Origin of the sequence: Rhodococcus sp. BP22 (assembly GCF_014281965.1) — a bacterium.
Classification (GTDB): domain Bacteria; phylum Actinomycetota; class Actinomycetes; order Mycobacteriales; family Mycobacteriaceae; genus Rhodococcoides.
Genome location: NZ_JACFTB010000001.1, coordinates 295,615 through 309,723 on the forward strand (window position 1 = coordinate 295,615; position 14,109 = coordinate 309,723).

General features: G+C 62.8%; 13 protein-coding genes. 7 read left to right on the forward strand and 6 right to left on the reverse strand.

What is annotated here, in order from left to right:
- Window positions 1-27: 27 nt before the first annotated feature.
- The gene (zapE, locus tag H2510_RS01345) at window positions 28-1,041 is read right to left on the reverse strand and encodes a cell division protein ZapE (RefSeq protein ID WP_084348764.1); all 1,014 of its coding nucleotides are present in this window, start codon (window positions 1,039-1,041) and stop codon (window positions 28-30) included.
- 34 nt (window positions 1,042-1,075) lie between these two features.
- On the opposite strand from zapE, the gene H2510_RS01350 reads away from it, so the two are divergent.
- The 5 genes from H2510_RS01350 (at window position 1,076) to H2510_RS01370 (ending at window position 5,787) form a co-directional block, all read left to right on the forward strand.
- Complete coding sequence (locus H2510_RS01350; RefSeq protein ID WP_186626608.1) at window positions 1,076-1,894, forward strand: pyrimidine reductase family protein; 819 nt, start codon at window positions 1,076-1,078, stop codon at window positions 1,892-1,894.
- Between the two features lie 13 nt (window positions 1,895-1,907).
- On the forward strand, window positions 1,908-3,479 hold the full coding sequence (locus H2510_RS01355; protein WP_186626609.1) for an alpha/beta hydrolase: 1,572 nt from the start codon (window positions 1,908-1,910) through the stop codon (window positions 3,477-3,479).
- A gap of 91 nt (window positions 3,480-3,570) precedes the next feature.
- Window positions 3,571-4,827, forward strand: coding sequence for a glycosyltransferase family 87 protein (locus H2510_RS01360; protein WP_186626610.1), 1,257 nt, complete (start codon window positions 3,571-3,573; stop codon window positions 4,825-4,827).
- 9 nt (window positions 4,828-4,836) lie between these two features.
- Entirely contained in the window at window positions 4,837-5,262 is a 426-nt protein-coding gene (msrB, locus tag H2510_RS01365; protein ID WP_136169133.1) for a peptide-methionine (R)-S-oxide reductase MsrB, read from the forward strand.
- A 66-nt stretch (window positions 5,263-5,328) separates the two neighbouring features.
- Window positions 5,329-5,787 (forward strand): MaoC family dehydratase, encoded by a 459-nt coding sequence (locus tag H2510_RS01370; RefSeq protein WP_186626611.1) that lies wholly within the window; start codon window positions 5,329-5,331, stop codon window positions 5,785-5,787.
- On the opposite strand, the gene H2510_RS01375 is transcribed toward H2510_RS01370, so the two are convergent.
- From H2510_RS01375 to hemE, 5 genes are read right to left on the reverse strand one after another with little or no spacing between them, the layout of a single operon-like run.
- Window positions 5,768-8,101, reverse strand: coding sequence for a molybdopterin-dependent oxidoreductase (locus tag H2510_RS01375; protein ID WP_261392668.1), 2,334 nt, complete (start codon window positions 8,099-8,101; stop codon window positions 5,768-5,770). The two genes, H2510_RS01370 and H2510_RS01375, sit on opposite strands and share 20 nt — an antisense overlap.
- Entirely contained in the window at window positions 8,098-8,805 is a 708-nt protein-coding gene (locus H2510_RS01380; RefSeq protein WP_186627078.1) for an HAD family hydrolase, read from the reverse strand. The genes H2510_RS01375 and H2510_RS01380 overlap by 4 nt, the downstream gene beginning before the upstream one ends.
- A gap of 38 nt (window positions 8,806-8,843) precedes the next feature.
- Window positions 8,844-9,539 (reverse strand): hydrogen peroxide-dependent heme synthase, encoded by a 696-nt coding sequence (gene hemQ, locus H2510_RS01385; RefSeq protein WP_136169134.1) that lies wholly within the window; start codon window positions 9,537-9,539, stop codon window positions 8,844-8,846.
- A gap of 4 nt (window positions 9,540-9,543) precedes the next feature.
- Window positions 9,544-10,905 carry a protoporphyrinogen oxidase gene (locus H2510_RS01390; protein ID WP_186626612.1) on the reverse strand — a complete coding sequence of 454 codons (1,362 nt, stop codon included), beginning with the start codon at window positions 10,903-10,905 and terminating at the stop codon, window positions 9,544-9,546.
- Window positions 10,902-11,966: a uroporphyrinogen decarboxylase gene (gene hemE, locus H2510_RS01395; RefSeq protein ID WP_186627080.1), complete on the reverse strand. Its 1,065-nt coding sequence runs from the start codon at window positions 11,964-11,966 to the stop codon at window positions 10,902-10,904. The genes H2510_RS01390 and hemE overlap by 4 nt, the downstream gene beginning before the upstream one ends.
- Before the next feature lie 156 nt (window positions 11,967-12,122).
- On the opposite strand from hemE, the gene H2510_RS01400 reads away from it, so the two are divergent.
- Window positions 12,123-12,722, forward strand: coding sequence for a DUF3000 domain-containing protein (locus H2510_RS01400; protein ID WP_186626613.1), 600 nt, complete (start codon window positions 12,123-12,125; stop codon window positions 12,720-12,722).
- A gap of 42 nt (window positions 12,723-12,764) precedes the next feature.
- Window positions 12,765-14,093, forward strand: coding sequence for a ribonuclease D (locus H2510_RS01405; protein WP_186626614.1), 1,329 nt, complete (start codon window positions 12,765-12,767; stop codon window positions 14,091-14,093).
- The last annotated feature ends 16 nt before the right edge of the window (window positions 14,094-14,109 follow it).

Genomic DNA, 14,109 nt, shown 5'->3' on the forward strand with positions numbered 1-14,109 from the left:
CCGAGCGTCATCCGGCTAACCCGAGCGTCATCCGACGGCGGCGAAGCGAGACAAGGCAAGCAGACGGGACGTCGCACGGAGGTACTTCTTACGGTAACCACCGGCCAGCATTTCCTCGGTGAAAATCTCGTCGAGCTTGCTGCCTGACCCTGTCACCGGTATGCCCGCGTCGTACAGGCGGTCGGCGAGCACCACGAGTCGAAGCGCAACAGCCTGGTCCGACGCCGGATGCACGTTCTTCCAGAACACCGCCTGCACACCGTCGAGCAGCTTTCCGTATCGCGATGGATGCAGTGTGCTCAGATGTGCCAACAACTCGTCGAAATCGTCGAGGGTCGCATCCGCCACAGAATCCGCCCGTTCGATCAACTCGGCTTCGGATGTCGGGTCGGGGGCCGGGGGCAGGTCACGGTGTCGGTAATCGGGGCCATCGACCCGGATGGACTCGAAGATAGACCCGAGTTTCTTGATTTCCCGCATGAAGTCCTCGGCTGCGAATCTTCCTTCGCCGAGTTGACCTGGCAGGGTGTTGGACGTCGCCACGATGGACACGCCGCGCTGGGAAAGCTCCGACAGCAATCGCGACACGAGCATCGTGTCGCCTGGATCGTCGAGTTCGAACTCGTCGATGCACAGAACGCTGTGGCCCGACAACTCCTCCAGCGCCTTGTTGAAGCCGAGCGCGCCCACCACGTGCGTCAATTCGACGAACGTACCGAATGCCTTCGGTTCGGGGACGCTGTGAAAGATCGAGGCCAGTAGGTGGGTCTTACCGACACCGAAACCGCCGTCGAGGTACAAGCCTGCGCCGGTAGAGGGCGCCTTCTTGCCGAACAGTCCGCGTTTTCCCTTCCCGCGAATCTTCGTCACCTTCTCCGCGAACGACTCGGCTTTGGCGACTGCCTCGGCCTGGCTTGGTTCGTTCGGATCCGGGATGTACGAGGCGAAACTGACTTCGTCGAACATGGCCGGGGGGACCATCTGCGCGATCAACTGATCGGAGGGCACGACAGGATTACGATCGACAAGACGTCCAGGCATCTAGTAAGCGTAACGAGGTGGTCTTATCTACAATGTGCGCCTACTCGATATTGCGACCTACTTCACATCAGGCTCCGGCTCCTCGTACCCGGCCGACGGCGTCGTCGACCTGGCCGAACTACGCCGGTTGTACGCCTATCCGGACAACCTGACCGCGCCGTGGATCCGGGTGAACTTCGTCTCCAGCATCGACGGAGCCGTCAGCGCCGACGGCGTGTCCTCAGGCCTCGGTACACCCTCTGACAAGGCAGTATTCGATGTCCTGCGAACACTTGCGGATGCGGTTCTCGTGGGGGCAGGGACGGTCCGAAGCGAAAATTACGGGGGCGTCCGGCTGACGAAGTCACAACAGAGCCAACGAATCGACGTGGGCCTGGCACCGATCCCCCCGGTAGTGGTCGTCACTGCTTCGGCGTCGATCGATCCGAGATCGCGGCTGCTCACCGACACCGATGTGCCGCCGACGATCGTCACGACGAGCTCCGCGTCGGACGAGTCGCGTTCGGCACTTCGCGAAGCAGGTGCGCACGTGATCGAAGTTGAGGGAACGACCGTTCCGACATCCGCTGTTCTGGCTGCCCTGGATGAATTGGGTCTGAGGCGGGTCCTGTGCGAGGGCGGCCCAGGCCTGTTCGGAACTCTGCTTGCAGACGATGGCGTCGACGAACTATGCCTGACGACTTCACCGAACCTGCTTGCGGGAAAATCGGGGCGTATTGCGCACTCGAACGCCGCAGTACTGCACCAGATGAAACGTATTCACGTGCTCGCCGACGACGACGGAACCCTGCTGACCAGATGGGTCCGAGTGCGTCCGGCCGGGACCGGTGAAGTTCCCGGTGCGAAAAAGTAGATAGCCTCGCAGCGTGACGCAGAAAAGATCGTTGCTCGCAGTTCTTCTCACGGTCTCGATGTTGGGGGCGGCATGCAGTGCTGGGCCGTCCGGGCGCCCGGACGTCGCCGTCGAGCAGAACTCCCCCGGGCAACCCGAAGAGTCGACTACCGATGCGAAACCAGAAAATCCAGAACTTCAGGTTCCGGTGAGCGATCTTGCGTGGACCGAGTGCACGCAGAGCACCTTCGATCTCTACGGCCTCACCTCGCGCACTCCCGGTGTCGTCCTCGAATGCGCAGACTTCGAAGCGCCTGTCGACCCATCCGGTCAGATGTTCGGGTCCTTCTCCGTCGGCGCACTGCGTGCGAAATTGGACAGGACACCGCCCGATGCCGCACCCCTGGTATTCACCTCCGGCTCCGACCGTGCGTCGATCGCCACACTTGCCGACCTCGCGGCCGGCGCAAGCACGACGATGTTGGAGGCTCACCCGCTCGTCGCCGTCGATCGGCGCGGAATCGGCAGGTCGACAGCGATCGATTGCGTGAAAGCCGACACCCGCAAGACCCGCGAGACGCTGGCAAACCTCGGGCAATTTGCGGTGTCCGACGGTGATGCCGCGGACCGCGCCGTCGCCGTCGGACGCGATGCGACGATCGAATGCACCGATCTACTGCAGCCACAGGAGATAGCTTTCGCGACCAGCTATGCGGCCGGCGATCTGGAACAGCTTCGAATCGCTTGGGGAGTCGATACCCTCGGCATCGTCGGCACCGGGAACGGTGCATTCACTGCGTTGGCGTATGCGGCTCAGTACCCGGACCGAGTGGCGAGGTTGATTCTCGATTCGCCCACCGGAGTGAATGTAGATCAGATGACCGTGGCCCAGCAGAAGACCGAAGGAAGGGAAGCTGCGTTCACTGCGTTCCTACAGCGATGCCAGGCCCTGCAGTGCTCGCTCGGATCCGACCCCAAGGGCGCGGTATCCGAACTGCTGGCACAGGTGGCAAGCGGAGACCTGGCACCTCTGTCGACCCACGCTGTGCTCGACGGGATCGCCTATGCACTCGCCTCATCCTCGGGCGACCCGTCGAGGCGGACAGTCGAGCTTGCCGACGCACTGTCGCGAGCCCTGTCCGGCGATCCGTCCGCGCTGAGCCAGCTGTCCTCACGCGGCGCTGTTGCCTACGGAACGGACGGTCAGTTCGTCGCGCGGTGCATCGACGGTCAGCAGTGGCCATCCCCGCAGTCCGTGCGGGATGCCGGCGCGAGTTGGAGCGAGCAGTACCCCATCTTCGGCACCGATGCCGCTCTGACAGCACTCACATGCTCTTCGTGGCCGACTACACCGGCCCCTCCCCTCCCGACGTCGTTGTCCGTGCCGGTTCTCGAACTCAGTGGCGCCGGTGACCCGGTCGTCGGAAATGGGGGGTTCGCCAGTGTGACCGGGCTTGTTGCCGCCACCGGCGCACGTTCGGCCGCCATGACTTGGCAGGGCGCCGGCCACCCGGTACTCGGAGGGTCGGTGTGCGCCCAGGCCGCCGCCAGTGCCTACGCAACCGACGCGTCACTGCCTCCCGACGGCAGCGTCTGTCCCGCGTGACACCTTCGCTATCGATCCAACGAGTGATACCGAATACATCCAACGGGTGTCGACGGTCATTGCACGAACCCGGCCAAGGTACCGTTCCCACGTGTCACTTAGCTTCCTCGAGCCCCGCAACGGCCGGACGACCGCGGATGTAGTCCGGTTCGCGCTATGGCCGATCGCCATCATGACAGTTCTCAACCGGGCGATCGTGCGAGCGGTCAACGGTGACTTCACCAATGATTTCAACCCCGTTTACCGGGCTGCTCTCGCGTTTCTCAATCGCGAGCCGGTGTACACGGCAAACTTCGACTCGGTCGATCCGCACTATCTCTACCAACCGAGTGCGACGATGCTGTTGTCACCTCTCGCGGTCATCGATCCGGAACGTTCTCGCTGGTTGTTCATCTTGGCGAGCACGGTTGCCATCGTTCTTGCGTTGTACATCTTGCTCAAAATCTTCGGCTTCGGTCTGAACTCTGTCGCGGCGCCTGCACTTCTCCTTGCTGCCTTCGCGAGCGAAACAGTGACCAACACTCTGGTGTTCACCAACTTCAACGGTTTCGTTCTGTTGGGTGAGGTTGCCTTCATCTACTGGCTGCTCCAGCGAAAAGACTTGTCCGCCGGTGTGGCAATGGGGCTGACACTTGCCATCAAACCGATCCTCGCGCCGCTTCTGATCATTCCGTTGATGACCAAGCAGTGGAAAGTCTTCATCACCGCTGTTGCGATTCCTGTCGTGCTGCTTCTGATCGCATGGCCACTGTCGGCGGACCCGATGGAATTCATCGACCGCACCCTCCCGTACCTCCTCGAGTCGCGCGATTACTTCAACAGCGCGATTGTCGGCAACGGCCGCTACTACGGATTGCCGGAGTTCTTGATCTACGCAATCCGTGGTGTTCTCGGCGTGATGGTTCTGGTGTCGCTGTGGTTGCTCTATCGCTACTGCCGCGAGGACCGCCTGTTCTTCATAGCGACAACGTCGGGCCTTGTCCTGACGGCACATTGGCTACTCGGGTCACTCGGCCAGATGTACTACTCGATGCTGCTGTTCCCGCTGTTGATGACGGTCGTGCTCAAGAACTCGGTTCTCCGAAATTGGCCGGCGTGGCTCGCAATCTATGGATTCATGAGCTACGACCGTTGGTTGTCCGGTCGATTCCCGACAGGTGGCCGAGCAATGGACTATATGCGCACAACATTCGGCTGGAGCTTGCTGATCATCGTGATCTTCTCGGTTCTGATCGGTCGGTACTTCGCTGCTCGCAGTGACGGACGCCTCGACGACGGAATCGAACCCGAGCACCTCCTCCCGGAGAGCTCACCTGCGCAAACAACGAAGCAGCTCGAGAAGTATTAGCGTGGTGTCATGAGTTCAGCGACCGATAAAAATTCTGTTCCCGCCGTTCAGCTCACCGACGCACAATGGCGCGAAAAGCTCACCCCCGAGGAGTACGCAGTCCTGCGTCAGGCGGGCACCGAGCGTCCGTTCGTCGGGGAGTACACCGACACCAAGACCGATGGTGTGTACAACTGCCGCGCATGCGGGGCAGAACTGTTTCGCAGTACCGAGAAGTTCGAGTCACACTGCGGTTGGCCGTCCTTCTTCGATCCCGCAGACAGTGACGCTGTCATTCTCAACGAGGACACCACGCTCGGGATGCGACGCGTGGAGGTCATCTGCAAGAACTGCCACAGCCACCTCGGCCACGTCTTCGAGGGCGAGGGTTACCCGACGCCCACAGATCAGCGGTACTGCATCAACTCGATTTCTCTCGTTCTCGACCCATCCTGAAGCCCGTCCGAACGAGTGCGCGACAGGCGACTCCCCACACCTTGATGCGCAGAGCATAATGTGACGATGCGCACTTTCACCTCAGCACAGCAGATCACTGCGGCCGTCGGCGAGGACCTCGGCACGAGTGACTGGATGCAGATCACTCAAGCCCGGGTCAACACCTTCGCCGACGCCACGGGTGATGAGCAGTGGATTCATGTCGACGTCGAACGAGCCAAGAAGGAAAGCCCGTTCGGCGGCCCGATTGCGCACGGCTACTTGAGCTTGTCCTTGATCCCGGTACTCACTTGGCAGATCTACACCATCGAGAATGCCAAGCTCGGAATCAACTACGGGTCCAACAAGGTTCGCTTCATCAACCCAGTCAAGGTCGGATCTCACGTCCGGTTGCAGACCACACTGACTTCGGCCGAAGAAGTGTCCGGTGGCGCACTCCAGATCGTGGCCACCAACACACTTCACATCGAGGGCGAAGACAAGCCCGCGTTGATTGCGGAAACGATCAGCCGAGTGGTCTTCTGACCGTCTCTCGTTCTACGAACTGTGGCGGATCGAACGCGGTGATCGGTGGCACTACGCCGTCGAAGCGTTCGATCTGCACCAGCACATGCTGGCCCGTGCACCCGTGTGACAGCGAGGAGGTGCCGACGTCTGCTGTCAGTACATTCGGATTGCCATGCACGCACATCGATCCGACGTCCGCGGGGTCCTCGGGGTCGTACCAGGCACCCGTCGCCAACTGCACCACGGCGGGCATCATGTCCTCGTCCACCACGACGCCGGCGAGACAAGCACCACGATCGTTGAAGACCCTGACTACGTCGCCGTCGTGTAGCCCTCGGTCGGTCGCAGCCTTCGGGTGCATCCGGATCGGCTCACGGTCGTGCACCTTCGAAGCCTGACTTCTCGCTCCGTGATCGAGCTGGCTGTGCAGCCGTGTTCGTGGCTGATTCGCGATCAGATGTAGTGGGAACTGTTGCGCGCGTACTCCTTTGAGCCACTCCACCGGTTCGTACCATGCTGGGTGCCCGATGCAGTCCTCGTAACCGAACTTCTCGATCACCTCGGAGAATATTTCTATGCGCCCACTCGGGGTTCGAAGCGGGTACTTCTCGGGATCGCCGCGGTAGTCCTCGAGCAGGGTCAGCCCGTCCTCGGTCGCCATCGGCCATGAACCGAGCTGCCAAAATTCGTCGAAATCTGGAGTGTCCACATTCATTCCGCGCAGGTAACCGCGCCACTGATCGTAGAGATGCTCCACCCACTCCTCCGAGGTGCGCCCCTCGGTGAATTGCGCACCGACTCCAAGTCTTTCGGCCACCGCGGAGAACGTATCGTAGTCGTCTCGCGCGTCGGCAAATCGGGGCACGGCAGGGTGCATGGCGACCAGCAATGGATCGTTGCGTGTGCAGCTGATGTCACTGCGCTCGAGCGACGTCGTCGACGGGACGACGATGTCGGCGTGCTTGGCCATGGGCGTCCAGTACGGGTCGTGCACCACAACCGTGTCGGGCCGTGCCAGCGCCCGGCGAAGTCGTCCGAGATCCTGATGGTGATGGAAGGGATTGCCTCCCGCCCAGTGGACCAGCCGAATATCGGGATACGTCAGTCGCTGTCCGTTGAAATCGAACTCCTCACCGGGGTGGAGAAGCATGTCCGACACGGCAGCCACCGGGATGAACGCCTTCACCGGATTCGAGCCCTGAGGCAAGGTGGGAAGCGGATACGGTACCGGCGCGAGACCAGGCTCGTTCATCGACCCGTAGCCGTGCCCGAATCCCCCACCGGGGATGCCGATCTGTCCGAGCATCGACGCCAGTGTCACGCCCATCCACGGTGCTTGCTCGCCCGATTTCGTCCGCTGCAGAGACCACGTGACGGTGACCAAAGTGCGCCGCCTCGCCATCTCGCGTGCGAGGTCGGTGATCTCCGAGGTGGAGACTCCACAGATGTGCGACGCCCACTCTGCGGTCTTGGGCGTGCCGTCCGTGACTCCGAGCAGATACTCCTCGAAGCGCGCGTATCCGGTGCAGTATCGGTCGAGAAATGCTGTGTCGTGCAGATTTTCGGAGACCAGAACGTAGGCGAGTCCGAGCATCATCGCGACATCGGTGCCTGGAATCGGCGTCAGCCAACGAGCCGCACCGTCGAGATCGTTTCGAAGCGGACTGATGGTGACGATCTTTCCGCCACGGGCGCGTAGCGCATCCAGAGCCGACGCCGTGGGATGGTCGGAGGTTCCTCCGTGGTTGATGCCGGTATTCTTCAGCGGAATTCCGCCGAACGCGACGATCAGTTCCGTCTTCCGGGCGATCACGTCCCAGGAGGTGGAGCGAGAGAACATCTTCCAGTGCGCTCCCAGAACGTACGGCATGACGACGCCGGTGGCTCCGAGAGAATAGCTGTGCACCGAGCGCGTGTAGCCGCCGATGCAATTGAGAAATCGGTGAACCTGGCTCTGCGCGTGATGGAATCGTCCGGCACTGGCCCACCCGTAGGAGCCACCGTAGATCGCCTGGTTGCCATGCCTGTCGATCACGCGAGAAAGCTCGGCAGCCAGCAATTCGGTGAGTTCGTCCCAGGAGACCGACACGAACTCCTCGCTGCCGCGCCGATCCGTCGGACCTGGGCCGCGCTCGAGCCAGCCGCGTCGAACGGCAGGGCCTTGCACCCGAGACCGGTGTGTCACCGAGCCGACGAGATTGCCCAGCACGGGCGAGGGGTTACGGTCGGTCTTCTGGGGATGCACGGCGGTCACCTCGCCGTCGGCACTTTCAGCTCGAAACATTCCCCAGTGACCCATGTGCTGAGACAGTCCCGGGTGCGGCTGCTTCATCGAATTCCGTTGCTCGCCAGTACATCCAGCAAGGCGGTGGGACGCTCTCCCGTAGCGATCGGATCGACGAGGGCGAAAGAGCACCCTATTGCCCGTGCGGCCCCGTCGGCCTCTTCACTGTCACCGACCATCAATGTCCGCGCCGGATCCACCCCGAGCGAACGCACCGCAGAAAGGAATATTTCCGGCTGAGGTTTGACGTAACCGACCTCGTACGACAAGACGAACTCGCTGACGTAGTCGCTCACTCCGAGCGTGTCGAATGCCGGGCGGATGTCGAAGGCAATATTGCTCAGCACCGCAACTGGTATCGCTCTGCCGGCGAGCATCGCCAGCACGTGCGCCGTATCCGGGTACGGAGTCCAGCACGATGGGTCGATCACTCGGTCGTACACCGACTCGGCCTGAGCGCGGTCGATGACGCCGGATTCACGAAGAACATGCAAATATGCCTGACGGTGCAGCGCCGGATCGAGATCGCGGTTGCGCCAGGCGTGTCTGCTCACTTCGTCGAACTCGACGACCTCCCCCACCGGCGCAGTCATCCGTCGCATCAATTCCGCCGCACGGTGACCGTCGACCGGTGTTCCGTCCGAGTGCGTGACGGTCTCGAACCAACTTTCGTCCTCCTCCAAACGGAACAGCGTTCCGGAGAAGTCGAACACCACAGCCTCGATCGGAGACGCGACGGACTGGTGACGCACAATGCCTGCCCCCACCGCGTGCGTCTCCGACCCCGAGGTCACGGCAGTGACGTGACGAGCGCTTCGACGTCGACGCGTGGCCCGGTGAAGAATGGAGTCTCTTCGCGAACGTGCCTACGTGCCTCGGTTGCGCGTAGATCCCGCATCAGGTCGACGATGCGATCGAGTTCGGGAGCTTCGAAGGCGAGGATCCACTCGTAGTCACCCAACGCGAACGCCGGGACCGTGTTGGCGCGCACGTCCTTGTATCCGCGCGCGGCCTTGCCATGGTCGGAGAGCATCGTGCGTCGCTCTTCGTCGGGGAGCAAGTACCAATCGATGGAACGCACGAACGGGTAGACACAGATGTAGGCACCGGGTTCTTCACCAGCGATGAACGCTGGGACGTGGGACTTGTTGAACTCGGCAGGACGATGCAGCGCGGTGTTGCTCCACACCGGGGTACTGGCCTTGCCGAGCGCGGTGGTACGACGAAAATCCGAGTACGTGGCCTGCAGGTCCTCGATCCGCTCCGCGTGTGTCCACACCATGAAGTCGGCGTCGGCTCGCATGCCTGCGATGTCGTACACACCACGTACTGCGACGCCCTTTTCTTCCTGACTCTCGAAGAACACTCGCGCCTGCTTGGCGGCTTCGGCTCGATCCTCGCCCAGGACGCCGGGTGTGACCTTGAAGACCGAGAACATCAGGTAGCGGAGGGTCGAATTGAGGGTTGTGTAGTCCAAACGTGGCATGCCCCTATCGTGCCACTTCCACAATGCGTGTGGCCGCTCTGGTGGCGGAAGCGACACAAGCCGGCACTCCGACACCGTGGCTCCACGCACCTGCCACGGCCAACCCGTCGACATCCCGCACAGCTGCCTCGATTGCGGCAACTCGGTCCACGTGACCTGGTGCGTACTGCGGTAGCCCGCCGTGCCATCGCTGCACGAACGAGGACGACGGCGCAGAATCCATGCCGGTCACCCGGTGCAGGTCTCGTACGGCCGCCTCGACCAACTGCTCGTCGGACCAGGCGAGCGGTCCTGTGTCACCGAATCTTGCCAGCGAAGCACGGACCAGTGAGATGCCACGCTCCGCGATATGTGACCACTTTTTACTGGACAACGTGAACGCTTTGGCGGACAGACCGGCATCGGTGGCCACGAGTACGCCGGAGTTGTCGGGGAGATCGACGGCGGTGTCGAACGCCATGGCCACCACGACCGACGACGCGAGTTCGATTTCGGCTGCGGCTGCGGCTGCATCCGGAACGACAGAGCCCAGTATCGACGCCAGTGCCGGCGCGGGAACTGCCAGCACCACCGCGTCGAACTGCCCGATCGAATCCACCACCCAACCGCTGTTCTCGCGGCGCACGGACGTCACGGCAGTGCCCAACAAGGTGCGCGGTGCTGCGGCCGCAACCAGCGCGTAGATCAAGGTGCGATATCCATCACGCAGTGCACCGAATACCGGCGCGGAACTCGGAGCCGGAAGCACGGACGCCACGGCCGCCGACAGACTGGAAGCTCCGGCGTCCAGGGCCGCTGCCAGGGTAGGTAGTGCTGCGCGAACTCCGATCGAATCGGAAAGCCCCGAGTAGACGCCGCCCAGCAACGGGTCGACCGATCTCGCGAGAACCTGTGCACCGAATCGCGACCCGACCAACTCGGCGACGCTGAGGTCGCTGGTTCGGTCCCAGGACAACTCGGTATCGCCCTCACCGGCGATTGTGGCCAGCGACTGTGCATCCACGAGGCCGTCCACGGAGGCCGCGTCCGCCGGGATACCCATCAGGGTCCTGGCCGGGAGTGGGTGAAGCCTCTCGCCCGAGAAGATGAGAGGGCGCAATCCGGCCGGATGGACCAGCTGGGCGCTCAATCCGAGCTCATCCATCAGGGCAGGCACTTCGGGTCTACGGCCGATGAAAGCTTCGGCACCGACATCGAACGGTCCGCCTGCCAACGTGACCGTGCGCAACGTGCCGCCGAGGCGCATCGATTCTTCGACGATGGTGATATCGGCTTCGGGACCCCACCTCTGCCGCAGCCTGAAGGCCGCGACAAGACCGGTTATCCCGCCACCCACCACCACAACGCGAGGGGGCCTCCCGGTCACAGCGAGTGCACCAACTCCACAACCCGGGTCAGCACATCCGGATCGGTATCGGGCAGAACTCCGTGACCGAGGTTGAATACATGACCCACAGCGCCTCCTTCGACGGCGCGATCGCCCTCGGCGACGATGCGTCGAACCTCACTCTCCACGGCATCCCAACCTGCGAAGAGCACCGCGGGGTCCAGGTTTCCTTGTAAAGCCTTCCCCGGGCCGACGCGTCGGGCTGCGACATCGAGGGGAATCCTCCAGTCGACACCGACCATGTCGGCACCGGCCTCTCCCATGGCACCGAGAAGTTCGCCGGTCCCGACACCGAAATGAATCTTTGGTACGCCGGCCGGGGACATCGCATCGAGCACCTTCGTCGAGTGAGGCAGCACGAACTCGCGGTAGTCCGCCAGTGAGAGCGCGCCGGCCCAGGAGTCGAAGAGCTGAATTGCGTCGACACCCGCCGCTAGCTGCGCCTGCAGGAACGTGATCGTCGTATCGGCGAGAGTGTCGAGAAGGGTGTGCCACGTGGCTGGATCAGAGCGCATGAGCGCTTTCGTCTTCTCGTGGTTCTTACTCGGTCCACCTTCGACCAAGTAAGAGGCAAGCGTGAACGGAGCTCCTGCAAACCCGATGAGCGGGGTATCGCCCAGTTCGCGGGTGAGCGTTGTCACCGCATTGGTCACCGGCTCGACCTGCTCGGCGCTCAACAGCGGCAACGCAGCGACGTCGGCTGCAGAACGGACCGGCGTTGCCACCACCGGCCCGGTGCCGGCAACGATGTCGAGATCGATACCCGCGGCCTTCAGAGGAACCACGATGTCCGAGAAAAGGATGGCTGCGTCGACGTCGTGGCGTCGAACCGGCTGCAGCGTGATCTCGACGACCAGGTCGGCAGTGAAGCAGGACTCCAGCATGCCGGTACCGGCTCTGAGCTTGCGGTACTCGGGTAGCGATCGCCCTGCCTGCCGCATGAACCACACCGGACGACGTGATGTCGCCCGTCCCGCAATGGTGGCCAACAAAGGCGCGTCGGGCAGCTGACGGCGAGGGTACGGCGCGATTGTGTTCATTGCCATCCATGCTGCCATGAGTACAGAATATTGCCGCCATGCAGGCCTGAGCGCGCCTCATGGCCCCGTCGACTGCAGGTCGGTTGCCCTGCAGTCGGTCGCACTTGCGGCGCGCCTCCGACGAACCCGAAGGTGACGAGTCTAACGTCCGGAGTCGTGACCAATCCCGGATCCACTGCCGAACCTGCGCCGTTTCGATCGGCGATCGAGGCGATGCACCGGGCCGTCGTGCACCCAGCCATCGAACTCGGACCGATCCGGCCACCGCAACGCCTAGCCCCGTTCAGCTACGCGATGGGCGCTGAAGTTCAGCATTCGACTTCCGAAGACATCGCGGAACAATCCGACGGCGATGCCTTCGGTCGGCTGATTCTGCTCTACGACCCAGACGGTGACGAAGCCTGGAACGGAACAATGCGTCTTGTCGCCTATATCCAGGCCGACGTCGACGAATCTCTTGCCTCCGACCCAATGTTGCCCGAGGTGGCATGGAGTTGGTTGGTCGATGCGTTGGAGACTCGGTCGGAGTCTCTGAACGCCCTCGGCGGGACGGTGACGTCGACGAGTTCGGTGCGCTACGGAGACATTGCCGGTCCACCGCGAGCCCATCAGCTCGAACTACGCGCGTCGTGGACCCCCACCACCGGCGAGCTGGCTCCGCATGTCGCGGCCTTCTGCGAGGTGCTCGCCTACGCTGCTGGACTGCCACCCGCCGGGATCACCGAACTCCGCACACACGGTGGTAACCGGACCTGAGTTCGCACGGCGTCGCGGCACGAGGGCTTAGAGTCTGCTCTCATGTCAGCGATGAGTTCCAACGATGCCTCGGACGTAACGAACGACGGTGACAGTGTCGATGCGCCCGCTCCGACGCCCCTGTTGGCGCCTGCCGACGGCGTTCCCGCAGTTGTCGACACCGTCGAGGGCGTGGTGGCGGCAGCCGAACTGCTCGCGGGTGGTCACGGCCCGCTCGCTGTCGATGCCGAGCGTGCGTCGGGTTTCCGATATTCGCAACGTGCCTATCTGTTGCAGTTTCGACGACGTGGTGCAGGCACCGTCCTGCTCGACCCAATTCCAGTCACCGGCGCACTCGGACCGCTGGCTTCGGTGATCAATCCTCTCGAATGGGTCCTGCACTCGGCCGACCAGGACTTGCCGGGTCTCGCCGAGCTCGGGCTCGTGCCTGCGGCTTTGTACGACACCGAACTGGCCGGACGACTCGCCGGTTTCGAACGAGTCGGGCTCGGCCCGATCGTGGAACGCACGCTCGGCTTGTCGCTTCAGAAGGGACACGGAGCGGCAGATTGGTCGACACGTCCACTCCCCGACAGCTGGCTGAACTACGCCGCGCTCGACGTCGAAGTTCTGCTCGAGCTGCACGATGCGATGGCCGAGGAACTCGCCGCGAAGAACAAAACGGAGTGGGCTCGACAAGAGTTCGCGCACATCCTTGCGCTCGGTCCAGCAAAGCCCAAGCCTGACCGCTGGCGAAAGACGTCGGGAATCCACGCAGTCAAGTCGGCGAGGGTATTGGCCTCTGTTCGTGAATTGTGGCGCTCACGCGACGAGATCGCGGCGCACCGAGACATTGCGCCGAGCCGCATTCTGCCCGATTCGGCGATTGTCGCCGCAGCAACGGCAGATCCGAAAACCGAGGGCGAACTACGTGCACTGCCTGTCTTCGGTGGTCCGCGTCAGCGACGCTCGACCAAGGTATGGCTGTCCGCCCTCGAGCGCGCACGACGCTTGCCGACCGAGGAGCTTCCGCCCAAGTCGGCGCCCTTCGATGGCCCACCTCCGGTGAATCGGTGGGCACGTCGTGAACCCGAGGCCGCCGAGAGATTGACCACCGTGCGTACAGCGATGACAGCACTGAGCGAAGACGTCGAGGTGCCGGTGGAGAACCTACTCATGCCGGATCTGCTTCGACGCCTGGTGTGGGATTGGACACCTGTCGATCGTGATGTCGCGGAGGGCATCATCGACAAGAAGCTCACCGAGGGCCGGGCCCGACCGTGGCAGCGGGATCTGGTCGTACCAGTTCTCGCCGACGCCTTGACTTCTGAACAAGAGCCTGGGACCCCTCAGCAAGAGAGTGGCACCCCTGAGCAAGTTACCGGCGGGTAATACCGGCTAGAGTGGA